The following is a 14,410-nucleotide window of genomic DNA, read 5'->3' on the forward strand; positions in this document are numbered from 1 at the left end:
GAGCAGTCATCAAGTTCACAGGTAATCTTCATGCAGCAAAGCAGCGGTATAAATGGTGCAAACTTGGTCGATCCGGCACTTCGCGCCATGTTCGAGGCGCGCAAGCGCGTGTTCGTGGATCTTCTTGGGTGGGACGTTCCGGTGCTCGACGGGACCTTTGAAATCGACCAGTTCGATACGCCCTCGGCCGCCTATCTCGTCCTCACCGGCGAAAAGTGCGAGCATCGCGCATCGGCCCGGCTCCTGCGTTCTGATGGACCTCATATCTTACGCGATCTCTTTCCGCAGCTGTGCACCGGACCTGTTCCGCAGGATGAGGCATTTCGCGAGATTACCCGATTCTGTATCGATCCCACGTTGCCGCGCGCTGATCGCCGGAGTGTCCGCAACCAGCTCGTCTCCGCACTCGCCGATTTTGCAATATCGGAAGGGATCTCTGGTTATTCGGCGGTCGCCCCAGTGCCCTGGTTCCGTCAGATCGCCCAGTTCGGCTGGCGCTGCCAGCAGCTTGGACCGTGCGTTTCTATCGATGGGCAGCAGCTTGTCGCTCTTCGGATCGACATCGACCAAGATACACGCGCGCAACTCGCCAACGCAGGGATCTACTGCCGCAATCCTAAGCCGGAAGCCTATGGCGGCATGGAGCTGGCAGCATGACTGGGCCGAGGGAGGCGCATTGGCTCGATCAGCTGCAAGAGGATGGCTATTGCATCATTCCGCAGCTTGTCGCCGAGCAACAGATCGCCGCACTCGATGCCGACCTGGAAGGTGCATTTGCGCAGGCGCCCCTCGGCAAGGGAGACTTCTATGGCCATCGGACCAAACGGTTTGGAAGCCTGCTTCGCCGGTCGCAGGTCGCAGGCGATCTAGTCCTGCAGCCGCTAGTCCTATCGCTCGCCCGCGCAATTCTCGGCAGCGCCTGCGACCGGATACAGCTCAATGTCGCCCAGGCGATCGCGATCCATCCCGGCGAGATAGAACAGTTTCCGCATTGCGATCAGGATATGTGGGCAGGCCGCAAGGGCGATCACGAATATCTTCTCAACGTCATCTGGCCGCTGACCGAATTTACTCGCCTCAATGGCGCGACACGCATCTACCCCGGGACGCACAGGAAGCCTGTCGACAATCTCGAAAGTCTCGACGATCCCATAGTAGCTGTTTGCAAGCCCGGCGATGCGATCTGCTTTCTCGGCTCCACCGTCCATGGAGCGGGACCAAACCAGACCGAGGATGTCCGCCGCGGTGTCGTAATCGGCTACAGTCTCGGCTGGCTCAAACCCTACGAGAATCTCTGGCTGGCCTATCCACCAGCAGTAGCAAAAGAGTTCTCTCCCGAACTCGCCGAGCTCGCCGGATATGTGCAGCACCGTCCGAACCTGGGTAATTTCGAAGGGCAATGCCCGTCGGTTTTGCTGAGCGACAAGGTGCCCGAATTCCCTCAGGCAACCGATAGTCTGCGCCCCGACCAGAAAGAAGCGGTTCGTGAGTTCGCCAAGACGCGCCGCGGCGGACGATGAGTCCCGCTCACGTCCTCGAGCCTACGTACAGGCGGTTGAAAGATGCATTGCTGGAAGGGCGCTTCCGGGCCGGTACGAAGCTTGAGGCGATGCGACTCGCTGACGATTTCGGAGTGAGCATGACGCCGGTAAGAGACAGCCTGAACCAGCTTGTCGGTGAAGGGCTGGTCGACCTCACGCCCGGCGAAGGATTTCGCGTACCGCTGCTTACCGAACAGGCCTTGCGCGACATTCTGCAAGTCAACGCCCTGCTTTTGGAGCAGGCTCCCGACAACGATCACAAATCACTGACAATCAACGAAGGATCAAACGACACGCGAGGTGCTTATGCCGACCGATTGGCGCGCGCCTTCAGAGACATCGCGGCAAGCTCAGGCAATCGGTTTCGCGTACATTTGGTCGAACGCATTAGCGACAGACTCCATCCGCTACGTGAACTCGAGCCGGTGATTTGGCCTGGCGCGCCGCATGCCCTTGAGCAAATTGAGCGAAAAGCGCAGCAAGGGTTCGATGGCTCAAACCGAGCGGTACGCGCATATCATCAACACATTGAGGATCTGGTACCCGCTCTTGTCGGACGTTTGAACCAGCAGACGCCCTAGCCCTCGCCAATATTTTAGGTCGTCTCCCCACTCTCGGACAGAACCGTCGCGAGGTGGTCATTCCAGGCATCGAGCGCCTGGCGCTTTTCGTCCTTCCAGTCGTGGCGCTGGTAGATGCCGGCGACTCCGGCGCGAGATCCGCCCACATGGTTGAGAACGGCTTCGGTGACTTCAAACCGAACGCCAAGCCGCTGGAAGTTCGTTGCGAGGGTTCGTCGTAGATCATGAAGGCGCCAGGCTTCGAGCGGCTCTTCGCAACGTTCCTCGATCAGGCTGTCGAGCTTCACCTTCCCTTTGGCGTATCCCGTAAAGCCCGCCCCGCTAGCTGTCGCGAAAACACGGCCCTTACGCGGCCACCTCTCGCCGCGAGCCTCCCGGTCGAGCTCGGCGATTGCAAGATCGTTGAGGGGAATGGAGTTAGGTTCTCCGTTCTTGGTTCGAGATCCGGGCAGGGTCCATAATCTTTCGCTGCGACTGAGCTCCTGCCAGTGCATCCCGGAGACTTCTTCACGGCGCTGTCCGGTTACGATCAGAAGCCTGACAATTGGACCAAAGCAGCGATGACATTCCGGCGCCGCATTCCAGATATGGCGGAGTTCGCCATCCTTGAGCCAGCGCTCTCGTGGCTTGACCGGAGGCGGCGTTTCCATGCCCTCCATCGGATTGCGATCGATATCTCCGCGACTGACGGCCCAGCGAAACAGGCGGCGCATAACGGCAAAGACATTTCGCCGGTTTGCCACCTGCTTGGGCGGCATCTGATCGAGAACCGAAACGACGTCGATCTTCGTAATCGCTGGCAGCGCCTTCATTCCGAATGTGGGCTTGAGGTAGAGGCGAATGGATCGCTCCACGAGGCGACGCCATCCCTCGCGTTTGCAGGAGCGAGTGAAGAGGTCAGCGTAATTCGAGAAGGCGAGGTCGACAGCTTCCCGGCGGCGCTGCTTTTCCGCATCAACCGGATCAATGCCCTGCGCAACAATCACCAACAATCGCTCAGCTTCCAAGCGTGCAGTAGTCGGTGTCCAAGGCGATCCATGTGATCCGATCGTGAAACGACGGGTCTTCGCTTCTCGTCCGCCCATTCGGAACTGGATTATGTAACTGATTGATCCAGCAGTTGTAATCTTGACGCCAAAGCCCTTGAGATCGGTGTCCCAAAGATAGTTTTCCTTTGGTCCAACCGGGAGCGAATCGACCGTGCGCTTGCTGATTTTTCCTGTTGCCATGCGATACCTCGTGGCCTTTTCTGGCAATCACCGGGTAATCACGCAAGCGGAAAAAGGGGCGAATTGGAGGCAATTCTGGCGTAAGTGTTTTGCGCTAAGTCGTTGTTTTTACAACATCAGCGTAGTCTAGCGTCGCCTGAATCGAAAGTACCAGACTTCGTGGCCGAAAACGGTGCGGGCCTTGTGTTCGTAGCGGGTTTCGCACCAGCCCCAAGGGCGCACTTCCCAGCTTTTGCGAGATTCGACCTGCCAGTCGAACTGGTGCCGGTGGCGGCGCATCACCATTAATGCGTGGCGCAGGTAAACCGGGTGGTCGGTGCCGAAGCGGAATTCGCCGCCCGGCTTCAGCTTGGCGGCGATCATGTCCACCGGCCCGTCGTTCATCATCCGCCGCTTGGCATGTTTCGCCTTGGGCCAGGGATCGGGATGCAGCAGATAGAGCATCGTCAGCGCGCCATCGGGTACGCGCCGCAGTACTTCCAGTGCATCGCCATGCTGGATACGCACATTGCCCAGTGCCCCGTCGCGCACATGGGTCAGCGCCTGCGCCACGCCATTGACGAACGGTTCGGCGCCGATGAACCCGTGATCGGGCAGCAGATCGGCGCGATAGGCCAGATGTTCGCCTCCTCCGAAACCGATTTCGAAATGCAGCGGGCAATCGTGCCCGAACAGCCGCTCTGCCGTGATCGGCCCTTCGGCGGGTACGGCGATTTGCGGCAGGAGATTATCGACCAGTTCCTGCTGCGCGGCGCGCAGGGGTTTGCCCTGGCTGCGGCCATAGAGCCGGTTCAGGGTTGTCGGATCGCCTTGTTTGTAAGCACTCATGCCGCGCGCGCTAGGCGGTTGAGGCGGGTTTTGTCGAGGGGGGATATGCAGTTGCGCGCCCGATACAAAGCCGCCCGGCGCATCGCTGCACCGGGCGGCTTGCCCCGTCCGCCACGATCCCGAAGAAAGCGGCGGGCTAAATCGGTTGGGTTCAGGCCGCTTCAGCCTCTTCGTTGGCGTCGCGCAGCACATAGCCGCGGCCCCAGACGGTTTCGATGTAGTTTTCACCGGCACATGCATGGCTGAGTTTCTTGCGTAGCTTGCAGATGAACACGTCGATGATTTTCAGTTCCGGTTCGTCCATCCCGCCATACAGGTGGTTAAGGAACATTTCCTTGGTCAGCGTGGTGCCCTTACGCAAGCTGAGCAGTTCCAGCATCGCGTATTCCTTGCCCGTCAGGTGGACGCGGGCGCCATCGACTTCCACGGTTTTGGTGTCGAGGTTGACCGCCAGCTTGCCGGTGCGGATCACCGACTGGCTGTGGCCCTTCGAACGGCGGACGACAGCATGGATGCGGGCAACCAGTTCCTCGCGGTGGAACGGTTTGGTGACGTAATCGTCTGCGCCGAAGCCGAAGCTGCGGATCTTGCTGTCCATTTCGGAAATACCCGACAGGATCAGAACCGGCGTCTGCACTTTGGCGACGCGCAGTTTCTTCAGCACGTCGTACCCGTGCATATCGGGCAGGTTGAGGTCGAGCAGGATGATATCGTAATCATACAGCTTGCCCAGATCGAGGCCTTCTTCGCCCAGATCGGTGCTGTAAACATTGAAACCTTCGGTGGTCAGCATAAGCTCGATCGCCTTGGCGGTGGTCGGCTCGTCCTCGATCAACAATACGCGCATGGGTATATACCCCCCTGTGCCCAAAACCCGTTTGGTAACCCTCGGTAAAGAGGTGTTGCCAGTGATTAACCACAAAACATCTGAATGAAAAAGGTTAACAGCGCGTAAATAGGATAACGGAAAGGTGGTTGAGTCTTTCGCGCAACAGGTGCGGGGGCAAGGCGCATGCCCCCGACGGAAATTGGCAGGGCTGCGCTATCTTGTTAAGTTGGCAAGCTTTTTTGCGCGGCGTCGCTGGACGCTGGAACCGATGCCCATCGCTTCGCGGTATTTGGCGACTGTCCGCCGGGCCAGATCGAACCCGCGATCCTTAAGCATAGTGACCAATGTATCGTCCGACAGGATTTTGCGCGGATCTTCGGCATCGATCAGTTCCCGTATCGCAGCCTTGACCGCTTCGGACGATGCCCCTTCGCCATCGGCGCTGGCCACGCCGCTGGTGAAGAAGTACTTCAGTTCGAACGTCCCGCGGGGGCAGGCGATATATTTGTTGCTGGTGACCCGGCTGACCGTGCTTTCATGCATTTCGATCGCATCGGCCACTGTCCGCAAAGTCAGCGGGCGCAGTTCGGATACGCCGCGGCGGAAGAACCCGTCCTGCTGCTTCACGATTTCGGCGGCCACTTTCAGTATCGTGCGCGCGCGTTGGTCGAGCGCTTTTATCAGCCAGTTGGCCTCCGCCAGTTGTTCACTCAGCCATGCGCGCGATTGCTTGTCGGTGCAGCCGCCGCGCAGTTCGACATAATAGGCGCGATTGACCACCGCGCGCGGCAGAGTGGCTTCGTTGAGCTGAATATCCCACCCGTCGCCCCTGGGCGCGGGGGACAGCAGGATATCGGGCACGATGGCCGCTTCGCCCGCGCCATCGAATGCCAGACCGGGCTTGGGATCGTAGCTGCGGAGTTCGGCCAGCATATCGGAGAAATCGTCTTCATCGACATCGCACATCCGCCGCAGCCGGGCGATTTCTCCCCGGGCCAGCAGATCGAGATTGTCGATCAGCCGCGCCATGCACGGATCGTAGCGGTCGGCCTCTTTCGCTTGCAACGCGAGGCATTCAGCCAGCGTGCGCGCGCCGACGCCCGTGGGATCGAGCGATTGCACCAGCGCCAGTGCGCGTTCGACCTCGGCCAGTGGCACGCCCAGCAGATCGGCGGTTTCGCTGAGCGGGGCGGTGAGATAGCCCGCATCGTCGATCAGATCGATCAGCGTGGCCGCGATCAGCGCCTCTCGCGCGTCCCCGGCGACCGCGCCGATCTGCGCGTGGAGATGGTCCGACAGGCTCGGCCCTTCGCCCGCACCCCGCTCGTCGATTGACAGGCCTTCTTCACCCGGTCCACCTGCCGACAGCGCGCCGCCCCATTCGCTGTCGCCGGTATCGCGGTCGCGGTCGAGCGCGGACAGATCGATGTCGAGCGCGGCGTCGCCTTCGGCCATGCTGTCAGCGCCCGGTTCGGCGGGGAACTCTTCCAGCGGTTGCGGCGGAGCATCGTCGGCGCGGATATCGCCTGCGTCCAGCAGGGGATTGGCTTCCAGCGCCTGCCCGATAAAGGTTTCGAGTTCGAGGTTCGACAGCGCCAGCAGCCTGATCGCCTGCTGCAATTGCGGTGTCATCACCAGCGACTGGGACTGCCGCAGGTCGAGCCGTGGCCCCAGCGCCATCGATCAGCCTTTCAGCAGAGCGGCAATCACAGGGTAAAGCCTTCGCCCAGATAGAGGCGGCGCACGTTTTCATCTGCCACCAGCGCCTCCGGCGTGCCGGCGAACAGCACCTGACCGCCATAGATGATGCAGGCCCGGTCGACGATATCGAGCGTTTCGCGCACGTTATGGTCGGTAATCAGCACACCGATCCCGCGCTGCTTCAGGTCTTTCACCAGATCGCGGATATCGCTGATCGACAGTGGATCGATCCCGGCAAAGGGTTCGTCGAGCAGCATGATCGAGGGTTTCGCCGCCAGTGCACGGGCAATTTCGCAGCGCCGCCGCTCGCCGCCGGAAAGCGCCATTGCCGGGGTCGAGCGGAGGCGCTCCAGCCCGAATTCATCGAGCAACCGGTCCAGTTCCTGCGCGCGGGTGTCCTTGTCCGGCTCCACCAGTTCGAGCACGCATTCGATGTTCTGTTCCACGGTCATCCCGCGGAAAATGCTGGTTTCCTGCGGCAGATAGCCGAGGCCAAGCACCGCGCGGCGGTACATCGGCAGCCGGGTGACATCTTCGCCATCCATCAGGATGCGCCCGGCATCGGGGCGTACGAGGCCCATGATCGAATAGAAACAGGTAGTCTTGCCCGCGCCATTGGGGCCAAGCAGGCCGAGCACTTCGCCTTTGCCCACGCTGAGCGAGATGTCGGTCAGCACGGCGCGCTTGTCGTAACTCTTGGCGATGGAGATGACTTCCAGCCCCCCCTGCGGGATGGGCGGGGCGGCGTTGGCCGGTGGGGCGGTCTCGCTTTCGGTCGTGCTCATTTGCCATGCCATGTAGCACTCACTGCCGGTGTGAAAACCCCGTATCGCGACAACTGGCAGGATTCGTGCGTGGTTGGTGGTGTTGATGCCACGGGGGAAGGGGCGGAAGACCCGGAAGTGAAGCTGGACCCCGGATCAAGTCCGGGGTGACGGTTTGGGTTAGGCGGCGGGGCGTGGCCGATTGACGTAAAGGTAACGGTTTGGCGGAGGTATATCCGCCCCTCCTTCGTCACCCCGGCCCCCGAGCCGGGGTCCAGCTTCTCTCACTACGCCGCCTGACACGATGGTTAGTGCCCTTGCCGCAAGCCATTGAGTGTGAAATAGTCTTCCACCGGAGAGGGACTCACGGGAGAAAAGGGCAATGCCCAACGCGATTGATCGCACGACGCATACTGATAAAGCCGCCACCGGGCACAAGCTCGACTGGCGCAAACGGATGAGCGACAATGTCGCCTATGCCCTGCTGGCCTATACCGGCTTGCAGATTTTCGTAACGATCCATGCGTTGAAAAGCGGTTCGTCTTCGCTGCTCCCGTATATCGCTCTGGTCCTGCTGGTTGCTGCGATCATCCCCGCGTGCCGCGCGTTCGAACGGCGGTGGATGCATCTGTCGGATGAAGAGGCGGCCGATCTTTCTTTGCGGGGCACCTATCGCCGCGATCAGATCGTGCTGTGGGCGATGGCCATCGGTCTGCCGTTCGCTTTGACCGGCATATTGCGGGCGATCGCCGCGTTTGCGTGAATTCGCTGCTTGCCCGCTTCCGGGCGAGCGCTTAGCCGGGGTGGATGACCACGACGACTGCCCCGGATAACACCGCTCTCGATGCTCTCGATATTGCCAGCGCGCTGATCGATGCCGCGCGCCGCCACGGTGCCGATGCCGCCGATGCATTGCACCGCGTGGCCGGTTCGCAATCGGTGTCGGTCCGGCTGGGCAAGCTGGAAGATATCGACCGGTCCGAAAGTGCGGAGGCGGGGTTGCGGGTGTTCGTGGGGCGGCGATCGGCCAGCGTTTCAGGCAGCGACCTGTCGCCTGCCGGGATCGATGAACTGGCTGCCCGCGCGGTCGATATGGCGCGCATCGCGCCGGAAGATCCCTATGCCGGGCTGGCACCTGCCGCGTCGCTGGCGACGGGCGAGGTGGCCGGGCTCGATCTGGCCGACCCGCGCGTGCTCTCGCCCGAAGAACTGCGCGAACGCGCCGCCGAAGCGGAAGATGCCGCCCGCGCGGTTGCCGGGGTGACCAATTCCGAAGGCGGCGGTGCCAGCGCATCCGACGCGCAAGTCACACTGGCCACCAGCGAGGGGTTCTGCCGCAGCTATAGCGGCACAAGCTATGGCATATCGGCCAGTGTCATCGCAGGCACCGGCGCCGGGATGCAGCGCGACTATGCCTATCGCAGCGCGCGCCATCTGGCCGATTTGCAGTCGCCGCAGGAAATCGGCCAGCGCGCGGGGGAGCGTGCCGTGGCGCGGCTCGACCCTGCATCAGTGCCCAGCGGGCCGATGCCGGTGGTATTCGCCCCGCGTGTGGGCGGATCGCTGATCGGGCATCTGGCGGGGGCGATGAGCGCGCCCGCGATTGCCCGCCAGCATTCGTTCCTGCTCGGTCATGAAGGCGAAGCGCTGTTCCCCGATGCGATCCGCATTGTCGAAGATCCGCTGAAGCCGCGCGGCCCGCGCTCGCGCCCGTTCGATGGCGAAGGGGTGCCGACCGCGCCGCGTGCATTGGTGGAAAATGGCAAAGTGACCGGCTGGCTGACCAACGTCGCCTCCGCCGCGCAACTGGGGCTGGAACTGACGGGGCATGCCACGCGCGGAATCGGCGGATCGCCGGGGGTCGCGGCCAGCAATATCGATCTGCTGCCGGGCCAGGCGAGCGTGGCCGAACTGATCGCGGATATTCAGGATGGCGTATTGGTCGATTACCTGATCGGGCAGGGCGTCAACGGTGTCACCGGCGATTACAGCCGCGGCGCAGCGGGGCGGCGGATCGTCAACGGCGAAATCGCTGGCCCGGTGTCGGGCTTCACCATTGCCGGCAACCTGCTACAGATGTTTGCACACATGTCTGTGGCAAACGATCTGGAGGACTGGCGCGCGGTCAACGTGCCGACCATCCGCATAGACGGCATGACCGTGGCGGGCGGATAAGGGGTGTCGCTGGCGCGCCTTCTCGCTGCATTGCTGGCGGTTTCGCTGGCGTCGCTGCTGGCCGCGCCGCTCCATGCTGTTCTGCCTGCCATCGATACGGCATCGCCCACCAATACTCCGTCGGCTGAACCGACCGCCGCCGCGCCCGCCACAGGCGCGATTGCCGATACGCAGGATGTCGGGGCCGATGCCCGGATCGCCCGCCGGATAGAGGGAATTTTTGGCGAACTGCCCGCTTTCCGCGATGTCCGCGCGCAAGTGAGCGAAGGGGTCGTGACGCTATCGGGCACTGTCCCGCAAGATGCCGATATTGCGCGGGCAGAGGCGATTGCGGGTCGGGTATCGGGTGTTGTCACAGTCGAAAACCGGATAGAGCGCGATCTGTCGGTCAGTGGATCGAACGCCGTCGGCACACTGGCCGACCGGACGCAAAGCTTTGTGCGGATGATCCCGCTGGCGGGCGTGGCGCTGGCGATCTGGGCGGTGATCGCGCTGATCGGCTATCTTATCGCGGGCATCGGGGCATTGTGGCACCGGGTCGCGCCCAATTCCTTCCTCGCTGAACTGATCGCCAGCGCGATCCGCTTTGTCTTCGTGATCGGCGGGCTGGTGGTCGCGCTCGATGTGCTGGGGGCGACGGCGCTGCTTAGCGCGGTGCTGGGCGGGGCCGGGGTGATCGGTATCGCGCTGGGCTTTGCGATGCGCGATACGATTGAAAACTATGTCGCTTCGCTGATGCTCAGCCTGCGGCAACCGTTCCGGGCCAACGAACATGTGACGATCGACAGTTTCGAAGGGCGGGTGATCCGCCTGACCAGCAGAGCGACCGTGCTGATGACGCTGGACGGCAATCACTTGCGGATTCCCAATTCCACCGTGTTCAAGGCGGTGATCGTCAATTTCACCCGCAACCCGGCGCGGCGGTTCGATTTTCTGCTGGGGATCGATGCCGACGACGATCCCGATGCCGCGCGGGCGCTGGGCCGCGAAACGATGGCCGCGCTGCCATTCGTGCTGGCCGATCCGCCGCCCGAAGCGCGCACCGAAGAAGTGGGGGATTCGAATATCGTGATCCGCTTCCTCGGCTGGATCGATCAGCGCGAAACCGACTGGGCCAAGGCGCGCAGCCGGGCGATTGCTGCGGTGAAGGGCGCGCTGGAGGAAGGCGGGTTCGCTTTGCCTGAACCGATCTATCGCCTGCGGTTCGACGAACGCACACCGCCGCTGCCATTGCAGCGGGTCGATGCGGGGAGCGTGCCACCGGCACCGCACAAGGAAAAGGCCGCTGTCCCATCCGCCGCCGCCAGCGCCGCGCACGAAGATGTGCGGCCAAGCGACGAAGTGGCCGAAATGGTCAGCCGTGAACGGCGCGAACCCGATCAGGGACAGGAAAAGGACCTGCTCGATCCGAGCAGGCCCGTGGAATAACCGCTCTGGAGAGGAAGGGGCTTAGCCCTTCTTCGCGTCGTTATAGCGTTCGATGGATTCCAGCACGATGTTGCGCGCTTCCGCCGCATCGCCCCACTGGCCGATACGCACCCACTTTTCCGCTTCCAGATCTTTGTAGTGGGTGAAGAAGTGTTCGATCTGCTTGAAGATGATCGAAGGCAGATCCTTGGTTTCGGCCACGTCCGAGTAATACGGGAAGGTGGTGTCGATCGGCACGCAGATCAGCTTCTCATCGCCGCCGTGTTCGTCTTCCAGGTTGAGCACGCCGATCGGCCGGGCGCGCACGACGCAGCCGGGGATGAACGGGCTGCGCGCGATCACCAGCGCATCGAGCGGATCGCCATCGGGCGACAGCGTATGCGGCACGAAACCGTAGTTCGCCGGATAGCGCATCGGCGTGTGCAGGATACGGTCGACGAACAGCGCGCCGCTGTCCTTGTCGAATTCGTACTTCACCGGTTCGCCGCCGGTGGGCACTTCGATGATGACGTTGAGGCTTTCGGGCGGATTGTCCCCGGTGGGAATCTTGTCGATCTGCATAGTGCCGCTGCCTCTAGGGCGCAGAGTGCTGCATCGCAACAAGGATTCGCTACTGTCCTACCAAGGTCGCATCGCGCCCGGTCGGAGCGGTGAAGGCGATCAGGCCAGTCCGCCCAGTGTATTGATGACGAACGCCAGAATGCCGAGGTTGAAGACGAAGGCGATCAGGCACTGGCCCAGCGCCACCCGCCGCACCGCGCGACTGGTGATTGCGACATCGGAAGTCTGGAATGTCATCCCCAGTGTCGCGGAAAAATAGAGGAAATCGGCATAGTCCGGTTCTTTCGTGCCGGGAAAGTCCAGCCCGCCGCGGTCGCTGTCCTTGTTTGAGCTCTCGCCGTAAAACAGGTGGGCATAGTGCACCGCGAACACCGTGTTGGCGAACAGCCACGCCAGCGTCAGCGTCGCCAGCAGGCGCGCGATGGCCGCACCGTCGCCCTTGGCCGCTTCGTGCAGTTCGCCCGACAGCGCCGCGAGCACGACCAGCACGCTGAGGCAGGCGAGGACCAGCACCCACACGCGGTTGGCATCGTTATCGCGGGCGTGGCGGCGTATTTTGTCGGCACTGTGGGAGCGCAGCAACGGCGCCATCGATGCGAGATAGAGCGCGGCGGCAATGTCGAACCCGGTGGTCAGCGCATCGGCCACCCGGCCATCGCCCAGCAGCAGCCAGCCAGCCGCCACGGATACCGAAATTGCCACGAACGCCACAAAGCGGGGCGGCGCGATCCGGTTGCCGATGCCGGTACGCGCCGCTTGCGTCACAGCGCCCGCGCCACAATCATTTGCCGGTGCGCGGGGTGAGCAGGTGGTCGAGCCCCTGCTCGCCCGGCTTGGCAGGGGTCAGCCACGGATACCGCAGCCCGCCGTGGTAATCGACCGGCACGGTGGTGACGTTTTCGCCGCGCTTCACCAGCAACTGGATCGGTTCCTTACCCTTGGCTGCTGCCTTGATCGCATCGCGCATCGCATCGGCGCTGTATTCGATACTGTTGACCGCCAGAATACGTGCGCCATCGACGATGCCCGCCTTGAACCCCGGCCCATTCCACAAAGTGGCAGTGACATCGCCATCCTTGTCCAGCGTCATGCCCAGCGAATACGTCAGGTCGAGCGATTTGTTCGATGCCATGCGCCCCTTTTCGTAAGAATTGGGCTTGTCGCGGAACACCAGCTTGTATCCGGCCATCTCGATGCCCCTGATCGGGGCAGGCTGTCCGGGGGTGAGCATCCGCGTCGTCAGGAACTGCGCCCAGTCATAGGGATAGACCGCGTTGAGATCGGCCACGACATCGTCGAACGTATAAGTCGAAACGCCCCAGTCGCCATCGTTCTGGCCGAAGAAACGGCGGGCGAAATCGTCCAGCCCTTTCTTCCCCTTGGTCCCGGCGCGGATGATCTGATCGGCTTCCAGCCACACCAGCGCGCCTTCGGTATAATAATCCTCGCTCCGGTTCAGCGAGGGGTAGGGGAGCGGGCGGCGGGCGTTGATGATCGGATCGTTGGTGGTATCGGCCACCGAACGCCATGCGCGGCCCGGCTGCCCTTCGGAATAAAACGCCGCGGCACGGGCGAACTGGCCCAGCACGGTTTCCTTGGTCTGCACACCCGAACGCGCGGCCAGCACCCAGCCCCAGAACTGAGTCTGCCCTTCGTACACCCACAGCAGCGAATTCTGCATCGGGGTGCGGAAATCGGGGGTCCACAGGTCCGCCGGGCGGCGATATTTGCCGTTCCACGAATGGACCAGTTCGTGCGCCACGACGTTGTGATCCCAGTCCATATCGTCCCAGTCGATGAACGCAGTGGGTTCGTACTGGTTTTCGCTCGACCGGTGATGTTCCAGCCCGATGCCGCCCATCCGGTCGGTCAGCGCCAGCAGGGTGGTGTAATGATCGAAATGGCGCGCGCCGAACAGGTAATCGGCCTGCGTGAACATGTTTTTGAACGATTGAAGGTTCTGCGGCGCGAGTTCGAGATACTTGGGATCGTCGGCCACGACATCGAGCCGGGTGTCTTTGCCCATTTCCCAGCTCTTCGCGTATTTCCCGGCGAAGATCGGGGAATCGACCAGCGTTTCATAGTCCACCGTGCCCCAGCGCACGGTATCCCCGCTGCGGCTCTTGCCGTCGAGTGCGGTGTACACTGTCCACCCGGCGGGCACTGTCACTGTGGGGTTGAAGGCGATGCGGCGGATATAATGCCCTGCGGGATAAAGGCTCATCATATCCCATTGCAGGTTGAACATTTCCTGCGTCATCGAAATCCGCCCCTCTTTGCTTTCCAGCGGAGAGGTGTGGACGAACTTCGCCGTGACGGCTTTCGTCCCGGCGGGGAGCGAAAGGCGGAAGGCATAGACATCGAGCGGATCGCGCATCCACGCCAGCGGCTTGCCATCCGCGAAAAAGCGCACATCGGCCAGCAGGTTGATCGGCCCGCGCGCGGCATGTTTGCCGGGGATGAATTTGGGGAACAGCAAGGTCAGTTCGCTGGTGCCCGGCGCGACGGGGATCGTCTGCGTCACTTTATACAGGCCGCGCACGGTATCGCTGGCGTCGATGTTCAGATCGATCGTGCCGCCCGGCCAGGGGGTATCGGCGGGCAGCGGGGTTGCATCGTTCAGCGCGGCCTGCATCGGGCGCGACCTGTTTTCGTCTGCCGCAGTGGGCGGGGCGGCGATGGCGTCGGTAAAGGGGAGCGACAGGGCGAGAGCTGCAAGTGGCAGTGCGAACCGGTTTTTCATGGTCGAGCTTAATGCGCGAAGCGGCAGACG

General features: G+C 62.3%; 14 protein-coding genes. 6 read left to right on the top strand and 8 right to left on the bottom strand.

Annotated elements, in window-relative coordinates; translation table 11 throughout:
- Positions 1 to 30: 30 nt before the first annotated feature.
- From D6858_RS06970 to D6858_RS06980, 3 genes are read left to right on the top strand one after another with little or no spacing between them, the layout of a single operon-like run.
- On the top strand, positions 31 to 657 hold the full coding sequence (locus tag D6858_RS06970; protein WP_050775909.1) for an acyl-homoserine-lactone synthase: 627 nt from the start codon (positions 31 to 33) through the stop codon (positions 655 to 657).
- Positions 654 to 1,520 (top strand): phytanoyl-CoA dioxygenase family protein, encoded by an 867-nt coding sequence (locus D6858_RS06975; RefSeq protein WP_010239387.1) that lies wholly within the window; start codon positions 654 to 656, stop codon positions 1,518 to 1,520. The genes D6858_RS06970 and D6858_RS06975 overlap by 4 nt, the downstream gene beginning before the upstream one ends.
- A 35-nt stretch (positions 1,521 to 1,555) precedes the next feature.
- Positions 1,556 to 2,122, top strand: coding sequence for a GntR family transcriptional regulator (locus tag D6858_RS06980; protein ID WP_230279203.1), 567 nt, complete (start codon positions 1,556 to 1,558; stop codon positions 2,120 to 2,122).
- Between the two features lie 14 nt (positions 2,123 to 2,136).
- On the opposite strand, the gene D6858_RS06985 is transcribed toward D6858_RS06980, so the two are convergent.
- From D6858_RS06985 to lptB, 5 genes are all read right to left on the bottom strand, one after another.
- A complete protein-coding gene (locus tag D6858_RS06985) occupies positions 2,137 to 3,351 on the bottom strand; it encodes a tyrosine-type recombinase/integrase (RefSeq protein ID WP_029140603.1) in 1,215 nt (404 codons plus the stop codon).
- A 126-nt stretch (positions 3,352 to 3,477) separates the two neighbouring features.
- Positions 3,478 to 4,179, bottom strand: coding sequence for a tRNA (guanine(46)-N(7))-methyltransferase TrmB (trmB, locus tag D6858_RS06990; protein WP_120108523.1), 702 nt, complete (start codon positions 4,177 to 4,179; stop codon positions 3,478 to 3,480).
- Between the two features lie 151 nt (positions 4,180 to 4,330).
- Positions 4,331 to 5,026: a response regulator transcription factor CtrA gene (gene ctrA / locus D6858_RS06995; protein WP_102153859.1), complete on the bottom strand. Its 696-nt coding sequence runs from the start codon at positions 5,024 to 5,026 to the stop codon at positions 4,331 to 4,333.
- A gap of 195 nt (positions 5,027 to 5,221) precedes the next feature.
- The gene (gene rpoN / locus D6858_RS07000; RefSeq protein ID WP_120108525.1) at positions 5,222 to 6,688 is read right to left on the bottom strand and encodes an RNA polymerase factor sigma-54; all 1,467 of its coding nucleotides are present in this window, start codon (positions 6,686 to 6,688) and stop codon (positions 5,222 to 5,224) included.
- 26 nt (positions 6,689 to 6,714) lie between these two features.
- Positions 6,715 to 7,494 carry an LPS export ABC transporter ATP-binding protein gene (gene lptB / locus D6858_RS07005; RefSeq protein ID WP_225082020.1) on the bottom strand — a complete coding sequence of 260 codons (780 nt, stop codon included), beginning with the start codon at positions 7,492 to 7,494 and terminating at the stop codon, positions 6,715 to 6,717.
- 361 nt (positions 7,495 to 7,855) lie between these two features.
- Here lptB and D6858_RS07010 point away from each other — a divergent pair, with 361 nt between their 5' ends.
- The 3 genes from D6858_RS07010 to D6858_RS07020 are packed head-to-tail and all read left to right on the top strand — an operon-like array spanning position 7,856 to position 11,076.
- Positions 7,856 to 8,236 carry a hypothetical protein gene (locus tag D6858_RS07010; protein WP_120108529.1) on the top strand — a complete coding sequence of 127 codons (381 nt, stop codon included), beginning with the start codon at positions 7,856 to 7,858 and terminating at the stop codon, positions 8,234 to 8,236.
- 44 nt (positions 8,237 to 8,280) lie between these two features.
- The gene (locus tag D6858_RS07015) at positions 8,281 to 9,648 is read left to right on the top strand and encodes a TldD/PmbA family protein (RefSeq protein WP_120108531.1); all 1,368 of its coding nucleotides are present in this window, start codon (positions 8,281 to 8,283) and stop codon (positions 9,646 to 9,648) included.
- 3 nt (positions 9,649 to 9,651) lie between these two features.
- Positions 9,652 to 11,076 carry a mechanosensitive ion channel family protein gene (locus D6858_RS07020; RefSeq protein ID WP_240623743.1) on the top strand — a complete coding sequence of 475 codons (1,425 nt, stop codon included), beginning with the start codon at positions 9,652 to 9,654 and terminating at the stop codon, positions 11,074 to 11,076.
- Positions 11,077 to 11,097: 21 nt separating this feature from the next.
- Here the strand turns inward: D6858_RS07020 and ppa are convergent, their stop codons facing one another.
- The 3 genes from ppa to D6858_RS07035 all read right to left on the bottom strand — a co-directional run bounded on the left by ppa (position 11,098) and on the right by D6858_RS07035 (position 14,380).
- Positions 11,098 to 11,637: an inorganic diphosphatase gene (gene ppa / locus D6858_RS07025; protein WP_120108533.1), complete on the bottom strand. Its 540-nt coding sequence runs from the start codon at positions 11,635 to 11,637 to the stop codon at positions 11,098 to 11,100.
- Positions 11,638 to 11,736: 99 nt separating this feature from the next.
- Positions 11,737 to 12,402 carry a DUF1345 domain-containing protein gene (locus D6858_RS07030; protein WP_120108535.1) on the bottom strand — a complete coding sequence of 222 codons (666 nt, stop codon included), beginning with the start codon at positions 12,400 to 12,402 and terminating at the stop codon, positions 11,737 to 11,739.
- A 16-nt stretch (positions 12,403 to 12,418) separates the two neighbouring features.
- Positions 12,419 to 14,380 carry a M61 family metallopeptidase gene (locus tag D6858_RS07035; RefSeq protein ID WP_120108537.1) on the bottom strand — a complete coding sequence of 654 codons (1,962 nt, stop codon included), beginning with the start codon at positions 14,378 to 14,380 and terminating at the stop codon, positions 12,419 to 12,421.
- Positions 14,381 to 14,410 lie beyond the last annotated feature (30 nt).

This window comes from Tsuneonella suprasediminis (assembly GCF_003605755.1).
Taxonomy (GTDB): Bacteria; Pseudomonadota; Alphaproteobacteria; order Sphingomonadales; family Sphingomonadaceae; genus Tsuneonella; species Tsuneonella suprasediminis.

What these genes read in the sequence shown, in the direction of transcription:
- ppa (WP_120108533.1), bottom strand. Translation starts at nt 11,637, where the DNA reads ATGCAGATCGACAAGATTCCCACCGGGGACAATCCGCCCGAAAGCCTC.
- D6858_RS06975 (WP_010239387.1), top strand. Translation starts at nt 654, where the DNA reads ATGACTGGGCCGAGGGAGGCGCATTGGCTCGATCAGCTGCAAGAGGAT.
- D6858_RS06970 (WP_050775909.1), top strand. Translation starts at nt 31, where the DNA reads ATGCAGCAAAGCAGCGGTATAAATGGTGCAAACTTGGTCGATCCGGCA.
- D6858_RS07010 (WP_120108529.1), top strand. Translation starts at nt 7,856, where the DNA reads ATGCCCAACGCGATTGATCGCACGACGCATACTGATAAAGCCGCCACC.
- D6858_RS07015 (WP_120108531.1), top strand. Translation starts at nt 8,281, where the DNA reads ATGACCACGACGACTGCCCCGGATAACACCGCTCTCGATGCTCTCGAT.
- ctrA (WP_102153859.1), bottom strand. Translation starts at nt 5,026, where the DNA reads ATGCGCGTATTGTTGATCGAGGACGAGCCGACCACCGCCAAGGCGATC.
- D6858_RS07035 (WP_120108537.1), bottom strand. Translation starts at nt 14,380, where the DNA reads ATGAAAAACCGGTTCGCACTGCCACTTGCAGCTCTCGCCCTGTCGCTC.
- lptB (WP_225082020.1), bottom strand. Translation starts at nt 7,494, where the DNA reads ATGAGCACGACCGAAAGCGAGACCGCCCCACCGGCCAACGCCGCCCCG.
- rpoN (WP_120108525.1), bottom strand. Translation starts at nt 6,688, where the DNA reads ATGGCGCTGGGGCCACGGCTCGACCTGCGGCAGTCCCAGTCGCTGGTG.
- trmB (WP_120108523.1), bottom strand. Translation starts at nt 4,179, where the DNA reads ATGAGTGCTTACAAACAAGGCGATCCGACAACCCTGAACCGGCTCTAT.
- D6858_RS06985 (WP_029140603.1), bottom strand. Translation starts at nt 3,351, where the DNA reads ATGGCAACAGGAAAAATCAGCAAGCGCACGGTCGATTCGCTCCCGGTT.